At 68.9% G+C, this 19,398-nt stretch carries 17 protein-coding genes; all 17 read left to right on the top strand.

Annotation, left to right across the window (positions count from 1 at the left end; all coding sequences use genetic code 11):
* Positions 1-246: 246 nt before the first annotated feature.
* Positions 247-753 (top strand): division/cell wall cluster transcriptional repressor MraZ, encoded by a 507-nt coding sequence (locus tag HZF05_RS04760; protein WP_160363242.1) that lies wholly within the window; start codon positions 247-249, stop codon positions 751-753.
* On the top strand, positions 750-1,721 hold the full coding sequence (rsmH, locus tag HZF05_RS04765; RefSeq protein WP_160363243.1) for a 16S rRNA (cytosine(1402)-N(4))-methyltransferase RsmH: 972 nt from the start codon (positions 750-752) through the stop codon (positions 1,719-1,721). Before HZF05_RS04760 ends, rsmH begins: the two co-directional genes overlap by 4 nt.
* On the top strand, positions 1,718-2,251 hold the full coding sequence (locus tag HZF05_RS04770) for a hypothetical protein (protein ID WP_160363244.1): 534 nt from the start codon (positions 1,718-1,720) through the stop codon (positions 2,249-2,251). The genes rsmH and HZF05_RS04770 overlap by 4 nt, the downstream gene beginning before the upstream one ends.
* Before the next feature lie 83 nt (positions 2,252-2,334).
* The gene (locus HZF05_RS04775; protein ID WP_160363716.1) at positions 2,335-3,999 is read left to right on the top strand and encodes a peptidoglycan D,D-transpeptidase FtsI family protein; all 1,665 of its coding nucleotides are present in this window, start codon (positions 2,335-2,337) and stop codon (positions 3,997-3,999) included.
* A gap of 10 nt (positions 4,000-4,009) precedes the next feature.
* Complete coding sequence (locus HZF05_RS04780) at positions 4,010-5,458, top strand: UDP-N-acetylmuramoyl-L-alanyl-D-glutamate--2,6-diaminopimelate ligase (RefSeq protein ID WP_160363245.1); 1,449 nt, start codon at positions 4,010-4,012, stop codon at positions 5,456-5,458.
* A 127-nt stretch (positions 5,459-5,585) separates the two neighbouring features.
* A complete protein-coding gene (locus HZF05_RS04785; RefSeq protein ID WP_160363246.1) occupies positions 5,586-6,959 on the top strand; it encodes a UDP-N-acetylmuramoyl-tripeptide--D-alanyl-D-alanine ligase in 1,374 nt (457 codons plus the stop codon).
* Complete coding sequence (mraY, locus tag HZF05_RS04790; protein WP_160363247.1) at positions 6,959-8,032, top strand: phospho-N-acetylmuramoyl-pentapeptide-transferase; 1,074 nt, start codon at positions 6,959-6,961, stop codon at positions 8,030-8,032. Before HZF05_RS04785 ends, mraY begins: the two co-directional genes overlap by 1 nt.
* A complete protein-coding gene (murD, locus tag HZF05_RS04795; RefSeq protein ID WP_160363248.1) occupies positions 8,029-9,375 on the top strand; it encodes a UDP-N-acetylmuramoyl-L-alanine--D-glutamate ligase in 1,347 nt (448 codons plus the stop codon). The genes mraY and murD overlap by 4 nt, the downstream gene beginning before the upstream one ends.
* Positions 9,372-10,583, top strand: coding sequence for an FtsW/RodA/SpoVE family cell cycle protein (locus HZF05_RS04800; RefSeq protein WP_160363249.1), 1,212 nt, complete (start codon positions 9,372-9,374; stop codon positions 10,581-10,583). The genes murD and HZF05_RS04800 overlap by 4 nt, the downstream gene beginning before the upstream one ends.
* On the top strand, positions 10,580-11,713 hold the full coding sequence (murG, locus tag HZF05_RS04805; protein WP_343046833.1) for an undecaprenyldiphospho-muramoylpentapeptide beta-N-acetylglucosaminyltransferase: 1,134 nt from the start codon (positions 10,580-10,582) through the stop codon (positions 11,711-11,713). Before HZF05_RS04800 ends, murG begins: the two co-directional genes overlap by 4 nt.
* Positions 11,710-13,137, top strand: a complete 1,428-nt coding sequence (gene murC / locus HZF05_RS04810) for a UDP-N-acetylmuramate--L-alanine ligase (protein WP_160363250.1) — start codon at positions 11,710-11,712, stop codon at positions 13,135-13,137. Before murG ends, murC begins: the two co-directional genes overlap by 4 nt.
* Before the next feature lie 124 nt (positions 13,138-13,261).
* A complete protein-coding gene (locus HZF05_RS04815; RefSeq protein WP_160363251.1) occupies positions 13,262-13,465 on the top strand; it encodes a hypothetical protein in 204 nt (67 codons plus the stop codon).
* Positions 13,462-14,364 carry a UDP-N-acetylmuramate dehydrogenase gene (gene murB, locus HZF05_RS04820; RefSeq protein ID WP_160363252.1) on the top strand — a complete coding sequence of 301 codons (903 nt, stop codon included), beginning with the start codon at positions 13,462-13,464 and terminating at the stop codon, positions 14,362-14,364. Before HZF05_RS04815 ends, murB begins: the two co-directional genes overlap by 4 nt.
* Entirely contained in the window at positions 14,331-15,332 is a 1,002-nt protein-coding gene (locus HZF05_RS04825) for a D-alanine--D-alanine ligase (protein WP_160363253.1), read from the top strand. Before murB ends, HZF05_RS04825 begins: the two co-directional genes overlap by 34 nt.
* The gene (locus tag HZF05_RS04830; RefSeq protein WP_160363254.1) at positions 15,329-16,279 is read left to right on the top strand and encodes a cell division protein FtsQ/DivIB; all 951 of its coding nucleotides are present in this window, start codon (positions 15,329-15,331) and stop codon (positions 16,277-16,279) included. The genes HZF05_RS04825 and HZF05_RS04830 overlap by 4 nt, the downstream gene beginning before the upstream one ends.
* Positions 16,280-16,283: 4 nt before the next feature.
* Entirely contained in the window at positions 16,284-17,546 is a 1,263-nt protein-coding gene (ftsA, locus tag HZF05_RS04835) for a cell division protein FtsA (protein ID WP_160363255.1), read from the top strand.
* A gap of 120 nt (positions 17,547-17,666) precedes the next feature.
* The gene (ftsZ, locus tag HZF05_RS04840) at positions 17,667-19,142 is read left to right on the top strand and encodes a cell division protein FtsZ (RefSeq protein WP_160363256.1); all 1,476 of its coding nucleotides are present in this window, start codon (positions 17,667-17,669) and stop codon (positions 19,140-19,142) included.
* Positions 19,143-19,398 lie beyond the last annotated feature (256 nt).

Genomic DNA, 19,398 nt, shown 5'->3' on the forward strand with positions numbered 1-19,398 from the left:
CCACAGGCGCTTCCCAAGAACAAATCGGGAATTGCGCCCAATTGGCGCGGCATCGACTTCCATCTACGACCAAACTCTACCCAAGAAATACACAGCCAACCCATATTTACCCCATAGAGTGGTATTGAAACCCCAGCCTGACCCATGATAGGTCCATGACCGTCCGCACGGGGGCCAGCGGGGAGCGAGGGTCTCGGGATTGCGGAAAGGCGGCGGAGGGACGCGCGTCGCCAAACGGGGCTAGGCTTGGCAGTTGGCCATATCTTTCAAGGCCATGCGCTGAACGCGGTGGACGCGAAGGGCCGGGTGTCGGTCCCTGCGTCCTTCCGCGCGCTCATCGAAGCCCGCGCCCTCGAAGCGCAGCGCAGCCCCGACAACACGCTCTGGATCGGCGAGCATGAGCAGCGCCGCTGCCTCGCCGCGTTCGATTCCGTCGCTTCCACCGAACTCAACGAGCAGCTTGCCGCCAGCGTCGCGGATCTTCCCGCCGCCGAGCAGCGACTGGCGCTCGAAGAGGCGCGCGCCGACGCGTTCGACAGCCTGGAGGCCGTGAAGTTCGACGGGGCCGGGCGCATGGTGCTCTCCACCGCGCTGCGCAAGGCCGCCAAGATCACCGACCTCGCCTTCTTCCGGGGTGTCGGCTCGACCTTCCAGATCTGGAGCCCGGAACGGGCGCTGGAGCATCTCCCCGCCGGCTCGCGCATCCGCGACCGCCTGATCGAGCAGCTCGAGGAACGCGGGGTGACGCTGTGAGCGATGCGCCACACATCCCGGTGCTGCTCGAAGAGGTTCTGGCTGCGCTCGCGGTCAAGCCGGGTGAAACGCACGTCGACGGCACATTCGGCGCGGGCGGCTACACGCGCGCCATCCTCGCGGCGGGTGCTGCGAGGGTTTACGCCTTCGATCGCGATCCCGATGCCATCGCCGCCGGTCGTGCGCTGGAAGCGGCAAGCGACGGGCGCCTCGTGCTGGTAGCGGAGCGCTTCTCGCGCATGGGCGAGGCGCTCGCCGAACGGGGTGTGGAGGCCGTGGACGGCGTGACGCTCGATATCGGCGTCTCGTCGATGCAGCTCGATCAGGCGGAGCGCGGCTTCTCCTTCCAGGGCGACGGCCCGCTCGACATGCGGATGAGTCAGGAGGGCGAGAGCGCCGCCGACTTCGTCAACACCGCCGACGAATCGGCGATCGCCGACGTGCTCCATCATTATGGCGAGGAGCCGCGCGCCCGCCGCATCGCCCGCGCCATCGTCGCCGCGCGCCCGCTCAGCCGTACTGGGGAACTTGCCGAGGTCGTTCGCCGGGCGGTCGGCCATCATCCGGGCATGCCGAAGGACCCCGCGACCCGTACCTTTCAGGCGATCCGCATCCACCTCAACCGCGAGCTCGACGAACTGGACGAGGGGCTGGCGGCCGCCGAGGCGCTGCTGAAGACCGGCGGTCGCCTTGCCGTGGTGAGCTTCCATTCGCTCGAGGACCGCATGGTGAAGCGCTTCCTCACCGCGCGTGGCAAGCCCGCGCCCGCCGGATCGCGCCATCGCCCGCAGGCCGGTGCGGCCCGCCCGCAGAGCTTCGACCATGTCTCGCGCGGTATCCGCGCCGGCGAGGCCGAGACCCGTCGCAATCCCCGTTCGCGTTCGGCGACGCTCCGCGCCGCCACCCGTACCGCCGCGTCCGCCTGGCCCCGCGAGGCCGCCCCTGTTGCCCAAGGATCCCGTCGATGACGATCGCCACCCGTTTCAAGACCGTCAGCTGGTCGGCCGTCGCCGGTGCGGCGGCGCTGGGCTGCTACCTCGTCTCGCTGCAGGTGGCATCGGAGCGTGCCAAGGTGGTGGATACCGAGCATGCGCTGATCACCGCGCAGCAGGATATCCGGTCGCTCAACACCGAGCTCGGCACGCGGAGCCGACTGGTGCAGCTGGAGCGGTGGAACGCGGACGTCCTGTCGTTGACCGCGCCCAAGGCGGGCCAGTATCTGGCGGGAGAGATGCAGCTCGCCAGCCTGACCACCACCGCGCCCGCCGCGAATGCGGACGCGACGCCCGACGCAACCGGCCTCCAGGCGGCGCCGGCGGTGGCTGCGGTCGCCTATCATAAGCTGGTCGACGCGCCGGCCACCAAGCTGGTCCACTCGGTGTCGCTCGATCTCGATGCCCCGGCCCAGCGGGCGACGCTGCAGCGTGCCAGCCTGACGATCCCGGGCGACCAGGTGGTCGCCTATCTCGACCGGGGCGGGAAGTCGCCCCGGCCGTGACGACGGCCACGATCGCACGCCCCGACCGGGTTCGGCTCGCCGACAAGCGCCAGCAATCGCTGGCGCTTGTGCATTTCCGGCTCATGGTGGTGATGCTGGTGTTCCTCGGCGTGGCCGCGGTGATCGCGATCAAGCTGATCTTCTCGTCCATCTTCCTGAGCGGTTCGGCGCCGACCCCGGCGGGTGACGGTCTGCTGCCCGCGCGCGGCGACATCGTCGATCGCAACGGCGTGCCGCTGGCGCGCACGATCATGGCCTGGTCGATCGGCCTGCACCCGAACAAGCTGGTCAACGACCCGATGGAGGTCGCGCAGAAGCTCAACCAGCTGATGCCCGAGCACAGCGTCGCCGATTATTTCAACATGCTGCGATCGAAGAAGAATTTCATCTATCTGCGCCGCCGCGCGACGCCCGAGCTGGTTGCGCAGGCCAACGCGATCGGCGAGCCGGCCATCGCGCTCGCGCAGGAGCCCGAGCGTCTCTACCCGCAGACCACGCTCGCCAGCCACGTGCTCGGCTGGACCGATATCGACGGGCGCGGCGTGTTCGGCATGGAGAAGGTGCTGAACAACCGCCTGCTCGATCCGAACCTGCGCGGCCAGCCGGTGCAGCTCTCGATCGACGCGCGCGTGCAGGCCGCTCTGGAGCAGGAATTGGGCGCCGCCCGCGACAAGTTCACCGCCGCCGCCGGATCGGGCATCGTCATGGACGTGCGCACCGGCGAGGTGCTGGCGATGGTCTCGCTGCCCGATTTCAACCCGAACGATCCGGGCGCGACCGACGTCGGCAACCTCAAGAACAACATGACCCAGTCGGTCTACGAGCTGGGCTCGACCTTCAAGGCGATCACGCTCGCCAACGGCATCGAGAGCGGCGTGATCAAGTCGATGGCGCAGAAGTACGATGCCACCGCGCCGCTCCAGGTCGGCCGCTTCAAGATCCACGACGAGGAGCCGGCGGGCCGCTGGCTGGACATCCCCGAGATGTTCACCAAGTCATCGAACATCGTCACCGCGCGCATCGCCGACGAACTCGGCCAGCAGCGCGAGACCGCGATGTTCGACAAGCTCGGCTTCAGCCATCCGCCCGAGATCGAGCTGACCGGCAAGGTGAAGCCGCTGTGGCCGCGCTACTGGGGCCGCACCACGACGATGACGGTGGGCTTCGGCCACGGCATCGCGGTGACGCCGCTCAACCTCGCCATCGCTTATTGTGCGCTGACCAACGGCGGCATCTATCGGCCGGCGACGCTCTACAAGATCGGGCCGGAGCATCCCCTGAACCCGGGGCGCCGGGTGATCTCCGAATCGACCAGCGCGCGGATGCGCCAGCTGCTGCGCCTCGTCGTGCTGCCGGTCGCCGACGGCACCGGCAAGAAGGCCGACGTCCCCGGCTTCCGTCTCGGCGGCAAGACCGGCACCGCCGAGAAGGCGGCCGACGGCGGTTACAACAAGAAGCTCAACGTCTCGACATTCGCCGGCGTCTTCCCGATGGACGACCCGAAATACATGGTGATGATGACGCTCGACGGCCCGCACGCCACCGCCGACACCTATGGCTGGACGACGGCGGCCTGGGTGGTCGGCCCGGCGATGGGCCGCATGATCTCGCGTATCGGCCCGCTGCTGGGCGTGATCCCGGACGAGCGCCACGATGTCGACGAGAGCGAGCTGCTGCCGCTGATCTGGCATCCCGGTGTCTCCAAGAAACTGACCGGCGCCGCGGCCGCCAAGCATGACAAGGATTGATGGCAGGCTCATGAAACTCGGTGCGTTGATCGGCGTGGATGCGGCAGGCGAGCAGGCGGAGGCGACTGTCACCGGCTGCGCGATCGATCATCGCAAGGTCGCGCCCGGCACGGTGTTCGGTGCCTTCCGGGGGCTCGCGCGCAATGGCGAGGATTATATCGCGGGTGCTGTCGAGGCGGGCGCGGTCGCGGTGGTCGCACGGCCCGAAGCGAGCGTGCCGGCGGGCGTCGTCCACATCGCCGATGCCGAGCCGCGCCGTGCCTTCGCCCGGATCGCGGCGAAGTTCTTCGCGCCGTTCCCCGGCACGACCGTCGCCGTCACCGGCACCAACGGCAAGACCTCGACGGTGGAGATGGTCCGGCAGTTGTGGCGGATGCAGGGGCATCATGCCGCGTCGATCGGCACGCTCGGCGTCACCACCACCGACAGCGAGGGCAGGGCGCAGGCGGTCTCCACCGGCCTCACAACACCCGACATCGTGACCTTCCTCTCCAACATGGCGGGGCTGCGCCGGGAAGGGGTGACCAACGCCGCCTTCGAGGCCTCCAGCCACGGCCTCGCCCAGTTCCGCACCGAGGGGTTGCCGGTGAAGGTGGTGGGCTTCACCAACCTGAGCCGCGACCATCTCGATTATCACGGCACGATGGAGGCCTATCTCGAGGCCAAGCTGCGCCTCTTCTCCGAGGTGGTGGATCGCGACGGCAGCGCGGTGATCTGGGCCGACGATCCGGTCTCGGCGCGGGTGATGGACATCGCGCGGGAGCGCGGGCTGAAGCTGTTCACCGTCGGCACGAAGGGCGAGACGCTCAGGCTCGTCGAGCGCACGCCCACCCAGCTCGGCCAGACGCTGATGATCGAGGCGGAAAGCAAGGTCCACAAGGTCAACCTGCCGCTGATCGGCGCCTATCAGGCGGCCAACGCGCTGGTTGCGGCCGGTTTCGCGCTGGCGACGGGCGGAGCGCTCTCCGACGTGCTGGGCGGCCTCTCGCGCCTCCAGCCGGTGCGCGGGCGGCTGGAGCGGGCGGTGATCACGGCGAAGGGCGCGCCGGTCTATGTCGATTACGCGCACACGCCGGACGGGCTGCAGGCGGCGATCGAGGCGCTGAAGCCGCACGCGAAGGAGCGGCTGATCGTCGTGTTCGGCGCCGGCGGCGACCGCGACACCGGCAAGCGCCCGGAGATGGGCGCGATCGCCGCGCGGATGGCGGACGTCGCCATCGTCACCGACGACAATCCCCGCACCGAGGACCCCGCGACGATCCGCTCCGCTATCATGGCCGCCGCACCGGGCGCGAGAGAGGTGGGCGACCGCCGCACCGCCATCGCCGCCGCCGTGGCGGAAGCGGGCGAGGGCGATGTCGTGCTGGTGGCGGGCAAGGGCCACGAGACCGGCCAGATCGTCGGCGACATGGTGCTGCCGTTCGATGATGTCAGCGTAGCGCGTGAGGTGGCGGCGTGAGTGTGTTGGCCGCCTCGCCTGCAGCCCGTCCTTCGACTTCGCTCAGGACGAACCGGGGAGATTGCGTATGCCCCACGCACTCCGTTCGTCCTGGGCCTGTCGAAGGACGGGCCACGGGCGGTGTCGCATGAAGGCGCTGTGGACATCGGCCGCCATCGCCTCCGCCACCGGCGGCGAAGCCTCCGCCGACTTCCCGGTCTCGGGCGTCGCCTATGATTCGCGCGAGGTCGGGCCGGGCGACCTGTTCGTCGCGCTCAAGGGCGAGAGCACCGACGGCCACAAGTTCGTCGGCCAAGCCTACAAGCAGGGCGCGGCCGGCGTGCTCGTCTCCGATCCCGTCGAGGGGCCGCACGTCCGCGTCGCCGACACCACCGCCGCGCTGAACGCGCTCGGCGCTGCGTCGCGCGCCCGTACCGACGCGAGGATCATCGGTGTCACCGGATCGGTCGGCAAGACGGGCACCAAGGAGGCGCTCTGGGCCGCGCTCGATCGCGCGGTTCCGGGCAGGGCGCACCGCTCGGTGAAGAGCTACAACAACCATGTCGGCGTGCCGCTGAGCCTGTCGCGCATGCCCGCCGACACGAAGTTCGGCGTGTTCGAGATGGGCATGAATCATGCGGGCGAGCTGGACGCGCTGACCAGGCTGGTGCGGCCCCACGTCGCCCTCGTCACCGCCATCGCCCCGGCCCATTCCGCCTTCTTTTCGGGCGAGGAGGCGATCGCCGACGCCAAGGGCGAGATCTTCCGCGGTCTCGAGCCGGGCGGCACCGCGATCGTGCCCTTCGACAGCCCGCATTACGAGCGCCTGCGCGCCGCCGCCGAGCCCTATGCGACGACGGTCCTCAGCTTCGGGCGCGGCAAAGGCGCGGACGTGCGCGCCAACGAGGCGGTGCGCGGTATCGCCGGCACTTTGGTCAACGCCACGCTGCCGACCGGCCAGCTGACCTTCACCATCGGCCTGCCCGGCGAGCATTGGGTGTCCAACGCGCTCGCCGTGCTGGCGGCGGTCGAGGCGGCGGGCGGCGATCTCGCGGCGGCGGGCCTCGCGCTCGCCGAGATGGCGGGCCTGCCGGGGCGCGGCGCGCGGCGTGCCGTCCGCCTCCACAATGGCGAGGCGCTGATCATCGATGAGAGCTACAACGCCAACCCCGCCTCGATGGCAGCGACGATCCGCGAGCTGGGGCAGGAGAAGGCCAGCCGCCGCATCGCTCTGCTCGGCGAGATGCGCGAGCTGGGCGAGGGATCGGCCGCCTATCACGCCGCGCTCGCCGATCCGCTGATCGCGGCGGGCGCCGATCCGGTCATCCTCGTCGGCGAAGGCATGACGCCACTCGCCGAATCGCTTGCGGGCCGCGCCCATGTCGAGCATGTGCCCGACGCCGCGACCGCGCGCGAACGGCTGGAGCAGATGCTCCGCCCCGGTGACGCGGTGCTCGTCAAGGGTTCCAACGCCATCGGGCTTGCCCGCGTCGTCTCGGCGCTGGCGGGAGAATTTGCGTAATGCTGTATCTGCTGGCCAGCCATCTGGGTTTCCCCCATGCGCTGAACCTGATCCGCTACATCACCTTCCGCGCCGGCGCCGCCGCGCTGACTGCGCTGTTCCTCGGCCTGTTCATCGGCCCGCGCTTCATCAACTATCTGCGCGTGCGCCAGGGCAAGGGCCAGCCGATCCGGCTCGACGGCCCGCAGACCCACCTCGCCAAGCGCGGGACGCCGACCATGGGCGGGCTGATGATCCTGACCGCGCTGGTCGTGTCGATGCTGCTGTGGATGGACCTCACCAACCGCTACACCTGGGCGGTGCTGTTCGTGACATTGGGCTTCGGCGCGATCGGCTTCCTCGACGATTACGACAAGGTGAAGAAGCGCAGCCACAAGGGTGTTTCCGGCAAGGTACGGTTGCTGTTCGAGTTCATGATCGCCGGCATCGCCAGCTGGATCCTGGTGACGATGGGCGGCAACACCCACCTCTACGTGCCCTTCTACAACGGGCCGGTGATCGATCTCTCCTACGGCTACATCCTGTTCGCCGCCTTCACGATCGTCGCGTTCGGCAATGCGGTGAACCTGACCGACGGGCTGGACGGCCTCGCCACCATGCCGGTGATCATCGCCTGCCTGGCCTTCTTCGTGATCTCCTACCTCGTCGGCAACGCCAAGTTCGCGGCCTATCTCGGCATCCCGCACGTGCCGGGGGCTGCAGACCTGCCGATCATCTGCGCGGCGATCATCGGCGCGGGACTCGCCTTCCTGTGGTTCAACGCGCCGCCCGCCGCCGTCTTCATGGGCGACACCGGCAGCCTCGCGCTGGGCGGCGCGATCGGCACCATCGCGGTCGCCTGCCATCACGAGATCGTGCTGGGCATCGTCGGCGGGCTGTTCGTGGTGGAGGCGATGAGCGTCATCATCCAGGTGTTCTTCTACAAGCGCACCGGCAAGCGCGTGTTCAAGATGGCGCCGATCCACCACCATTTCGAGCAGATCGGCTGGTCCGAGCCGACCGTGGTGATCCGCTTCTGGATCGTCGCCTTCATCCTCGCGCTGGCGGGCCTCGCCACGCTGAAGCTGCGGTGATCGTCTCCCCCGCCTTTGCCGGCAAACGCTATGCGGTGCTGGGCCTCGCGCGGTCGGGGCTGGCGACCGCATTGTCGCTCGTCGCGAGCGGGGCGGAGGTGACGGCGTGGGATTCGGACGAGGCCAAGTGCGCCATCGCGCCGGCCGGCGTGACGCTGGGCGATCCGATGGAGATCGATCTCGCCGGCTTCGACGGCATCGTCGTGTCGCCGGGCGTGCCGCTCAACACGCATCCGATCGCGGCCCGCGCCAAGGCGGCGGGCGTGCCGGTCATCGGCGATATCGAGCTGTTCGCGCAGGCCCGTGCCTCGCTACCGGAGCACAAGGTCGTCGCGATCACCGGCACCAACGGCAAGTCGACCACCACCGCGCTGATCCACCATACCCTCGAGACGGCGGGCGTGCCGACGACGCTCGGCGGCAATATCGGCCTGCCGATCCTCGGGCAGGAGCCGCTGCCGGCCGGTGGCGTCTACGTGCTGGAGCTGTCGAGCTTCCAGATCGACCTGACCTTCACCCTCGACGCCGACGTCGCGGTGCTGACCAACATCACCCCGGATCATCTCGATCGCTATGAGGATTTCCAAGCCTACATCCGATCGAAATGGCGGCTCTTCGAGATGCAATCGGAGGGGCATGTCGGCGTCTTCAACGACGAAGACCCCGAGGTATGGGCTTTGCTCGATCGGGTCGATCTTGGAGAGCTAACCTACCGAGGCTCTGATCTTCGTTATAGGAGCGATATCATCACGAGCGGCCGTTGGCCGACTGATGGTGAAAGAGGTTCACTGCAGAAGTTTCTGCCGTCTCTTCAGGGGCCGCACAATGCGAGCAATGCGGCAATGGCGTTCGTCGCGGCGAAGCAACTCGTCGATGACGAAGAGCTTATCATACGGGCGATGATGTCGTTCGCGGGCCTCCCCCACCGCATGCAGCGCGTGGCCGAGATCGACGGCGTGCTCTACGTCAACGACAGCAAGGCGACCAACGCCACCTCCACCGCGCCCGCGCTCGGCGCCTATCCGCGCATCCACTGGATCCTCGGCGGCCGGCGCAAGACCGACGATCTCGATGCCTGCAAGCCCTTTTACGGCCATGTGATCTCCGCCTGGACGATCGGCGAGGCGGCGGAGCTGTTCGAGCGCATCCTGCTCGAATCCGGCATCCATGCGCGCAATGTCGGCACGCTGAACGCTGCGGTGAAGCAGGCCGCCCAGATCGCGCGGCCGGGCGAGGTGGTGCTGCTCTCGCCCGCCTGCGCCTCCTACGACCAGTTCCGGGATTACGAGGCGCGCGGCGACGCTTTCCGCGCGGCGGTGTCTATGCTGGGGAGCGAGGCATGAAGATGGACGCCGTTCCGCGCCGGGGCCGGTTCCGCCGGGGCAAGCCGCCGAGGCTCGGCCGCGCCGACCGCTCGGCGCTCGGCCGCTGGTTCTGGGAGATCGATCTCGTCCTGCTCGCTTTGGTGACGGTGCTGATCGGCATCGGCCTGATCGCCGTCGCCGCCGCGTCGCCTGCGGCGGGCGTGCGCTATTCGGACGGCGCGGTGCAGTTCCCGCCGTTGTATTATTTCTACAAGCAGGTGATGTGGCTGGGCGTCGGCATCCCGGTGATGTTCGTCACCTCGATGCTGCCCAAGTCGATGGCGCGGCGGCTGTGCCTGATCGGCGCGGCGGTGTTCATCCTCGCGCTGGCGCTGACCCCGTTCCTCGGCCACCAGGTCAACGGCGCGCGGCGCTGGATCGGGACGGGCGGGGCGCAGCTCCAGCCGTCCGAATTCCTCAAGCCGCTCTATGTCGTGGCGATGGCGTGGCTGTTCTCCTTGAAGCAGCATGACCGCTCGCTGCCGGTGGTGCCGATCAGCTTCGTGGTGACGGCGGTGATCGCCGGCTTCCTGATGAAGCAGCCCGATTTCGGCCAGACCGTGATGTTCCTGCTGATGTGGACGGCGATCCTCACCCTGTCGGGCGCGCCGATGAAGGGCCTCGCCATCCTCGCCGGATCCGGCATCGCGGTGGTCGTGCTGGCCTATCTCTTCTATCCGGTGGCGCATCTGCGCATCGACAACTTCCTGTTCCAGACCGGCGACACCTATCAGGTGGACAGCGCGCGGCGCACGCTACTGCACGGCGGCCTGTTCGGCGTCGGGCCGGGGGCCGGGACGATGAAGTTCAAGCTGCCCGAGCCGCATACCGACTATATCTTCTCGGTGATCGGCGAGGAATTCGGCCTGATCGCCTGCATCGCCATCGCCGCGCTCTATGCCGCGATCATGGTGCGCGTGTTCGTGAAATTGCTCGACGAGGAGGACCAGTTCATCCTGCTCGCCGCCGCCGGCCTCGCCACGCAATTCGGCGCGCAGGCGATCATCAACATGGCGGTGAACGTGCAGCTGGCGCCGTCCAAGGGCATGACCCTGCCGTTCATCTCCTACGGCGGATCGTCGATGATCGCGCTGTCGATGGGCTTCGGCTTGCTGCTGGCATTCACGCGCCGGAACCCGTATCTCACCCGGTCCCCCTATGTCGTGACCTGGAACAAGGCCCGGTGAAGCGCACCTTCCTTCTCGCCGCCGGCGGCACCGGCGGCCACATGATCCCGGCCCACGCGCTCGCCGAGGAACTGATGCAGCGTGGCCACAAGGTCGTGCTGGTGACGGACGATCGCGGTGCGCGCATCCCCGGGCTGTTCAAGGGTGTCGAGGTTCATGTGCTGCCTGCCGGCCGGATCGGCGGCGGCATCCGGACCTGGATCAGCGCCGGCGCCATGATCCTGCAGGGCCGCAAGGCCGCGAAGGCGCTGATCCGCCAGTACGAGCCGTCCGCCGCGATCGGGTTCGGCGGTTATCCGGCGTTGCCGACCCTGCTGGCGTCGCTCGGCGAGAAGGTGCCGACCGCGCTCCACGAGCAGAATGCCGTGCTCGGCCGCGTCAACCGCCTGCTCGCGCGCTTCGTGAAGGTGCTGGCGACCGCCTACCATCAGGTCGATCGCGTGCCCAAGGGCATCGAGCCGGTGATCGTCGGCAACCCCGTCCGCGCCGAAATCCTCGCGCTGCGCGACCAGCCTTATCCGCCGCTCACCGGGGAGGGCGTGTTCCGCCTGCTCGTCACCGGCGGATCGCAGGGCGCCTCCGTCCTCTCCACCGTCGTGCCGGACGCGCTCGGCCTGCTCCCCATCGCGCTGCGCCAGCGGCTACAGGTCACGCAGCAGTGCCGCCCCGAGGACATCGACAAGGTCCGCGCCCGCTATGCCGAGCTCGACATCCCCGCCGACCTCGCCACCTATCTCGGCGACTTGCCCGAGCGGCTGGGCTGGAGCCACCTGTTCGTCGGCCGCTCCGGCGCGTCGACCATCGCCGAGCTGACCGCCGCCGGCCGCCCCGCCATCCTCGTGCCGCTGCCGTCGGCGATGGACGACCACCAGACCGCCAATGCCCGCGAAATGGCGGCGACCGGCGGCGCCACCTCGATCCCGCAATCGAAGTTCACTCCGCAGCAGCTCGCCAAGCAGATGCAGAAGATGGCGCTGGAGCCCGGCGCTCTCGCCACCGCTGCCGCCCGCGCCCGCGATGCGGGATACCCCCAAGCCACGCAGGCGCTCGCCGATCTGGTCGAGAGCCTCGCCGGCCCCACCCCGGCCCCCGTCGGGCCGGCACCAACGTTCAAGGAAGCACTCGCGTGAAGGGCGTCGCCACCGACATCGGCACCATCCATTTCATCGGCATCGGCGGCATCGGCATGTCGGGCATCGCCGAGGTGATGCACAATCTCGGCTATACCGTGCAGGGATCCGACGTGGCCGAGGGCTATGTCGTCGAAGGCCTGCGCAAGCGCGGCATCAAGGTGATGATCGGCCACGACGCGGCCAATCTCGGCGATGCGGCGGTGGTCGTCACCTCCACCGCGATCAAGCGCGGCAATCCCGAGGTCGAGCGCGCGCTGGAAGAGCGCATCCCCGTCGTCCGCCGCGCCGAGATGCTGGCCGAGCTGATGCGGCTGAAATCCACCGTCGCGGTGGCCGGCACCCACGGCAAGACCACCACCACCTCGATGGTCGCGGCCCTGCTCGACGCGGGCGGGGTGGACCCGACCGTGATCAACGGCGGCATCATCAACAGCTACGGCTCCAACGCACGGCTGGGCGCGTCCGACTGGATGGTGGTGGAGGCCGACGAGAGCGACGGCAGCTTCCTGCGCCTCGACGGCACCTATGCGATCGTCACCAACATCGATCCCGAGCATCTCGACCATTACGGCTCGTTCGATGCGGTGAAGGACGCCTTCGTCGAGTTCGTCGAGAACGTGCCCTTCTACGGCGCGGCCCTGCTCTGCCTCGATCACCCGGAAGTGCAGAAGATCATCCCGCGCGTGCGCGATCGCCGCGTCGTCACCTACGGGTTCAGCGCGCAGGCCGACGTGCGCGGCGTCAACGTCACCCCGATCCCCGGCGGCAACCGCTTCGAGACGATCATCCGCCACCGCGACGGCACCAGCCGGTCGATCGAGGGGATCGAGCTGCCGATGCCCGGCCGCCACAACGTCTCCAACGCGCTCGCCGCGATCGGCGTGGCGCTGGAATTGGGCGTCAAGGACGAGGTGATCCGCACCGGCTTCGCCAAGTTCGGCGGCGTCAAGCGGCGCTTCACCAAGGTGGGCGAGACGGGCGGCGCGACGATCATCGACGATTATGGCCACCATCCGGTCGAGATCCGCGCGGTGCTGTCGGCGGCGCGCGAGGGCGCGGAGGGTCGCGTGATCGCGGTCGCCCAGCCGCACCGCTTCACGCGGCTCCACGATCTGATGGAGGAGTTCCAGGGCGCGTTCAACGATGCCGACATGGTCTATGTCGCGCCCGTCTATGCGGCGGGCGAGCAGCCGATCGAGGGTGTCGATGCGGCGGCGCTGGTCGCGGGCCTGCGCATGCGCGGCCATCGCTCGGCCAACGAGATCGCCGGGGCCGATGCGCTGGCGAAGGAACTGGCGGGCGTGCTCAAGCCCAAGGACATGGTGATCTGCCTCGGCGCCGGCGACATCACCAAATGGGCCGCCGGGCTTGCGACCGCCATCGAGGCGGAGCGCGCGAAAGTGGCGGAGCCGGCCGAGTGACCACGCTCACCGTCCACACTCCGTTCGTCCTGAGCGAAGTCGAAGGACGGGCCGCAGGCGCCGCGCTTGCAGCCCGCACTTCGACTTCGCTCAGTGCGAACGGTGTATTTGTGGGGACGGTGGCATGAGTGAACGCCACCCCTTCATGGGTTTCATCGCCTTTCAGGAAGAGGTGCTGCGCTTCCAGCAGCGCCAGCTCGACCTGATGCAGACCGCGATGAAGGCCGGGCAGGACGGCATCGCCTTCCAAAAGGCGGCGCACGATGCCGCCATGTCCGGCGTGAAGGCGTGGGAAAGCTGGATCGCGCTGTGGAGCCCCAAGGCGTGAGCGCGGCGGCGCTCGCCCTTCCTGTCGTGCGCGGGCGCCTGACCGAACGGGCGCCGCTGGCGCCGCTCGTGTGGTTCAAGGCGGGCGGGGCGGCCGAGTGGCTGTTCGAGCCGGCCGACATCGACGATCTGTGCGATTTTCTCAGCCGCCTCGATCCGGCGACGCCGGTGATGGGGCTCGGCCTCGGCTCCAACCTGATCGTGCGCGACGGCGGCGTGCCGGGCGTGGTGGTGCGGCTCGGCAAGGCCTTCGCCAGGGTCGAGCGGCTGGACGAGACCACGATCCGCTGCGGCGGCGGGGCGAGCGGCATCCTCGTTTCCTCGGCGGCGCGCGACGCGGGGATCGCGGGCATCGAGTTCCTGCGCTCGATCCCGGGCGCGGTCGGCGGCTTCGTGCGGATGAACGGCGGCGCCTATGGCCGCGAGGTGAAGGACATCCTCGTCGAGTGCGAGGTCGTGCTGCGCTCCGGCGAGCGGCGGATGCTGGCCAATGCCGATCTCGGCTACACCTACCGCCACTCCGAACTGCCCGAAGGCGCGATCGTCGTCTCGGCGACCTTCCGGGGCCATGCCGGCGAGCCCGCCGCAATCGGCGCCGAGATGGACCGCATCGCCGCCGAGCGCGAGGCCTCGCAGCCGCTCCGCTCCAAGACCGGCGGCTCGACCTTCAAGAACCCGGACGGCCACAAGGCCTGGGCGTTGGTCGACGCGGCCGGGTGTCGGGGCCTGAAGATCGGCGACGCGCAGGTCTCCGAGAAGCATACCAACTTCCTGCTCAACCTCGGCTCTGCCACCTCGGCGGACATCGAGGCGCTGGGCGAGGAAGTCCGCCGCCGCGTGAAGGCGCAGAGCGGCATCGAACTCGAATGGGAAATCCAGCGCGTGGGAATTGCGAAGTGACTGCGGTGAAGCCCCTCCACGTCGCCGTCCTGATGGGCGGCTGGTCGGCCGAGCGCGAGGTGTCGCTGACCTCGGGCCGGGGCGTCGCCGCCGCGCTCGACAAGCTCGGCCACCGGGTCGTCGCGATCGACATGGAGCGCGATGTCGCCACCAAGCTCAGCCTCGCCGCGCCCGACGTGGTGTTCAACGCGCTGCACGGCACGCCGGGCGAGGACGGATCGATCCAGGGCCTGCTCGACATCATGGGCCTGCCGTACACGCACTCCGGCCTCACCACCTCGGTGATCGCGATCGACAAGGAACTGACCAAGCAGCAGCTCGTCCCCCACGGCATCCGCATGCCGCAGGGCAAGGTGGTGGAGAGCGAGACGCTGTATGCCGGCGATCCGCTGCCGCGCCCCTATGTGCTGAAGCCGGTCAACGAGGGCAGCTCGGTCGGCGTCGCGATCGTTTCCGACGAAAGCAATTACGGCAACCCGATCTCGCGCGACGCCGAGGGGCCGTGGAAGCATTTCGACAAGCTGCTCGCCGAACCCTTCATCCGCGGCCGCGAGCTCACCACCGCCGTGATCGGCGGGGCGGACGGCAAGGCGCTCGCCGTCACCGAGCTGAAGATCGACAGCGGCTTCTACGATTACGAGCACAAATATACCGACGGCATCACCACCCACGTCTGCCCGGCCGAAATCCCCGAGGATGTCGCCGCCGCGTGCTTGGCGATGGCGGAGGAGGCGCACCGGCTGCTCGGCTGCAAGGGCTGCTCGCGATCGGATTTCCGCTGGGATGACGAGAAGGGTGTCGAGGGGCTGTATCTGCTGGAGGTCAATACCCAGCCGGGCATGACCCCCTTGAGCCTCGTGCCCGAGCAGGCGAGATATGTCGGCATGAGCTACGAGGCGCTGGTGCAGCGTCTCGTCGAGGAAGCGCTCAAGGAAGCGGCCTTGCGCCGGGGGGACGAAGACGAATGACCGAGCGCGCGCGCATCCGTCGTGGCACCCAGCCGCGCTACCAGCGCGGGCCGACCGTCGCGCGACGCGGCGCGCAGGCGGCGAATGCGCGCGCGCGCAAGGCGACGGGGCGGGCGCTCGCCACGCTGCCGATCCAGCCCGATACGCTCAAGCGGCTCGGCCAGAAGGCGTTCATGGTTACGATGGCGCTGCTGCTGGTCGTCGGCCTGTTCGTGCTGCGCGTGCCGCAGATGGTCGGCACGCAGATCGGTGAGCTGGTCGGCGTGATGGGCTTTTCGGTGAAGCGCGTCGAGATCCAGGGCATCCATCATATGGATCGCCTGCCGGTCTATTCGGTGGCGCTCGACCAGAAGTCGACTGCGATGCCGCTGGTCGATCTCGGCGAGATCCGGGGCAAGCTGATGCAGTTCGGCTGGGTGCAGGATGCCCGCGTCTCGCGCCGCCTGCCCGACACGCTGCTGGTCGATATCGTCGAGCGCGAGCCCGCCGCGATCTGGCAGTATCAGGGCAAGCTCAACCTGATCGACAAGACCGGCGTGATCCTCCAGCCGGTCGATCCGCAGGCGATGCCGGACCTGCCGATCGTCGTCGGCCCCGATGCCAACACGCAGGCGACCGAGCTGACCGACCTGCTCAACGCCGCGCCGCGCCTGAAGGCGATGTTCGTCGGCGCCACCTGGGTCGGCGATCGCCGCTGGGACGTTCGCTTCAACACCGGCGAGACGCTGGCGCTGCCCGAGGGCGATGACGCCGCCAAGGCCGCCTACGCCAAGTTCGATCGCATGGATCAGGCGGCCGCCCTGCTCGGCAAGGGCTTCGTCCATTTCGACATGCGGATCCCCGGCAAGTTCGTCGTGCGCGTCTCGTCCGAGCCGGGCCACGAGATCAAGGACCCCGCCGACACCACCGCCACCCCGCCGACCCCGGCCGGGCAGGACGCCGTCTGACGCGATGGCGCAGGGGCGCTCCGACAAGCTGATCACCGCGCTGGACATCGGCTCGTCCAAGGTCTGCGCGCTGATCGCGGAGAAGACCGAGAGCGGCGAATTGAACGTGCTCGGCACCGGCCAGCGCGAGAGCCGGGGCGTGCGGCGCGGCTACATCGCCGACATGGAGCGCACCGAGGTCGCGATCCGCGAGGCGGTGGAGCAGGCCGAGCGTATCGCCGGCGTCAACATCGAGGAGGTGTGGGCCGGCTTCTCGGCGGGTGGCCTCGTCAGTCGCGTCGCCTCCGTCGAGGTGGAGCTGGGCGGCCACCGCATCGAACAGAGCGACATCGACGACCTTCTCGATGCCGGGCGCAACTCGATCGACCCGGAAGGGCGCATGGTCCTCCACGCACAGCCGACGCTCTATACGCTGGACGGCGTGCAGGGGGTGAAGAAGCCGCTCGGCCTCCATGCCGACAAGCTCGGCGTCGACATCCACGTCGTCGCGGCGGATTCGTCGCCGGTGCGCAATCTCGATCTGTCGATCCGATCGGCCCACCTCGCGGTCAAGGCGATCGTCGCCGCGCCGATCGCGACGGGCCTCGCCTGCCTCTCCGACGAAGAGCGTGAACTCGGCGTCGCGCTGGTGGAATTGGGCGCGGGCGTCACCAACGTCTCGCTGTTCGCGGGCGGGATGCTCGTGGGCCTCGCCGCCATCCCCTATGGCGGGCAGGACATCACCGACGACATCGCGTCCGCCTTCGGCACGCGCCGCTCTCAGGCCGAGCGGATCAAGTGCTTCTACGGCTCCGCCACCACCTCCCCGCGCGACAATCACGACATGATCGACGTCGCGCCGATGGCGGGCGTGGAGGAGGGCACCGAGCCGCAGCGCATAACGCGCGCTCAATTGATCTCCGTAATCAGGCAACGCCTCGACATCCTCTCGGGCGACATCGCCGCCGCATTGAAGGAGCTGGGCTTTGCCGGCCCGGTCGGGCGGCAGGTGGTGCTGACCGGCGGCGGCGCGGAACTCAAGGGCATCGCCGACTATATCCAGGGCGTGCTCGGCCGCGCCGTCCGCATCGGCCGTCCGCGCGGGCTGCTGGCCTTGCCGGAGGCGCATGGCGGCCCTGCTTTCGCGACGCTGACCGGCCTCGCGCTCTACGCCGCGTCGAACCCGATCGACCTGCGCGGCGCCGATCCGAACCGGGGCGAGACGCCCCGATCGTCCCCCCAGGGCTTCGTCCACCGCCTGATCGCCGCGTTCAGGAGCGGATATTGACCGGTTGGGCGCAAAAACCTGTGGAAAAGAGGTTTTAACGCGTGCGTCCGAGTCCCGTATTTGGCAGAATCAACCCACGGGCAGTTGTACGTCTTGCCGGGGGCCACAAGGAGTTGAGGGATGAGCATCGAATTCGTGCGGCCTGAGGTGGACGAGCTTCGCCCCCGCATCAGCGTGATCGGCGTCGGCGGCGCCGGCGGCAACGCCATCGCGAACATGATCGCGGCCGAAGTGCAGGGCGTCGACTTCCTCGTCGCCAACACCGACGCGCAGGCGCTGAACCATTCGCCGGCGGAGCGCCGCATCCAGCTCGGCCTGCGCATCACGCAGGGCCTCGGTGCCGGTTCGCGTCCGGAGATCGGCCGCGCCGCCGCCGAAGAGACGCTCGAGATGGTCGAGAAGGCGCTCGACGGCGCGCACATGTGCTTCATCGCCGCCGGCATGGGCGGCGGCACCGGCACCGGCGCGGCGCCGGTCATCGCCAAGGCGGCGCGCGATCGCGGCATCCTGACCGTCGGCGTCGTCACCAAGCCGTTCAGCTTCGAGGGCGCGCGCCGCATGCGCTCGGCCGACAGCGGCATCGAGGAGCTGCAGAAGCACGTCGACACGCTGATCGTCATCCCCAACCAGAACCTGTTCCTGATCGCCAACCCGAACACGACCTTCAAGGAAGCGTTCAAGATGGCGGACGAGGTGCTGCAGCAGGGCGTGCGCGGCATCACCGACCTGATGGTCATGCCCGGCCTCATCAACCTCGACTTCGCCGACGTTCGCTCGGTGATGGGCGAGATGGGCAAGGCGATGATGGGCACCGGCGAGGCGTCCGGCGACAACCGCGCGATCGAGGCGGCGGAGAAGGCGATCGCCAACCCGCTGCTCGACGGCGTCAGCATGAAGGGCGCCAAGGGCGTGATCGTTTCGATCACCGGCGGCGAGGACATGCGCCTGATGGAGGTCGACGAGGCCGCCAACCACATTCGCGAGCTGGTCGATCCGGACGCGAACATCATCTGGGGCTCGGCCTTCAACAACGATCTGGAAGGCAAGATCCGCGTGTCGGTGGTCGCCACCGGCATCGAGAACGAGGTCGGTTCGCAGGCGGAGCCGGCCAAGGTGTTCAGCTTCCCGGCGGCGAGCAAGCCGCGCGTCGAGGCGCCGGCCGCTCCGGCCCCGGCCCCCGTCGCCACCGCCCCGGTGACGCCCGAGGCGGCCCGCCCGGCGCCTGCCGCCGAAGAGAGCGCGGACGCGCCCGCTTCGGAGGACGACAGTGACGAGCTGGTCCTCGGCGCCGACACGATCTTCACCCCGCCGGTCGCGCCCAACCCGCTGCCGGAAGCCGCGTCGATCGATCCGGCGCCCGAGCAGGGCCGCCGCTTCCTGAACACCGGCGCCGCCGCCGAGGAGCCGGCCCCCGCGCCGCGCACCAGCCGCGCGGCGGCTGCTCCGCGCGAGAGCGGCGGCACGCTGTTCGAGCGGATGAGCTCGATCGCGCGCGGCGCGCAGAAGGCGCAGGTGGAGGAGGAGCAGCCCACCACCCAGCGCCGCGACAGCACGCTGGACCTGCCGGGCTTCCTGAACCGCCAGAACAATCAGTAAGCACGCGATCCCGTTAGAGTTATGGGGGCGCCGGATCCGCGAGGGTCCGGCGCTCTTTTCTTTCTAGGCTCGCGGTGTCTGGGAATGGCAATTATTGGTGGCGAGCAGTCGGGCCGCTTTCGGGAAAGTCCCCTCGGGAAGCCGCCATTCCGCTACGGCCTTTTGCATCAGCCAAGCCTTTGATCTCGCGGTTGGGTGGCCACAAGTGCGAAAGGGAACCCTTTCGCAACCGCCGAGAACGCAGAAAGCGCCTCCT

The organism is Sphingomonas chungangi, from assembly GCF_013778325.1.
Taxonomy (GTDB): domain Bacteria; phylum Pseudomonadota; class Alphaproteobacteria; order Sphingomonadales; family Sphingomonadaceae; genus Solisphingomonas; species Solisphingomonas chungangi.

Bases quoted from the DNA above. Each gene is read 5' to 3' on its own strand.
- HZF05_RS04830 (WP_160363254.1), top strand. From the start codon at position 15,329: ATGACCGAGCGCGCGCGCATCCGTCGTGGCACCCAGCCGCGCTACCAG.
- ftsZ (WP_160363256.1), top strand. From the start codon at position 17,667: ATGAGCATCGAATTCGTGCGGCCTGAGGTGGACGAGCTTCGCCCCCGC.
- HZF05_RS04770 (WP_160363244.1), top strand. From the start codon at position 1,718: ATGACGATCGCCACCCGTTTCAAGACCGTCAGCTGGTCGGCCGTCGCC.
- HZF05_RS04815 (WP_160363251.1), top strand. From the start codon at position 13,262: ATGAGTGAACGCCACCCCTTCATGGGTTTCATCGCCTTTCAGGAAGAG.
- HZF05_RS04780 (WP_160363245.1), top strand. From the start codon at position 4,010: ATGAAACTCGGTGCGTTGATCGGCGTGGATGCGGCAGGCGAGCAGGCG.
- HZF05_RS04800 (WP_160363249.1), top strand. From the start codon at position 9,372: ATGAAGATGGACGCCGTTCCGCGCCGGGGCCGGTTCCGCCGGGGCAAG.
- HZF05_RS04775 (WP_160363716.1), top strand. From the start codon at position 2,335: ATGGTGGTGATGCTGGTGTTCCTCGGCGTGGCCGCGGTGATCGCGATC.
- ftsA (WP_160363255.1), top strand. From the start codon at position 16,284: ATGGCGCAGGGGCGCTCCGACAAGCTGATCACCGCGCTGGACATCGGC.
- HZF05_RS04785 (WP_160363246.1), top strand. From the start codon at position 5,586: ATGAAGGCGCTGTGGACATCGGCCGCCATCGCCTCCGCCACCGGCGGC.
- HZF05_RS04825 (WP_160363253.1), top strand. From the start codon at position 14,331: ATGGGAAATCCAGCGCGTGGGAATTGCGAAGTGACTGCGGTGAAGCCC.
- mraY (WP_160363247.1), top strand. From the start codon at position 6,959: ATGCTGTATCTGCTGGCCAGCCATCTGGGTTTCCCCCATGCGCTGAAC.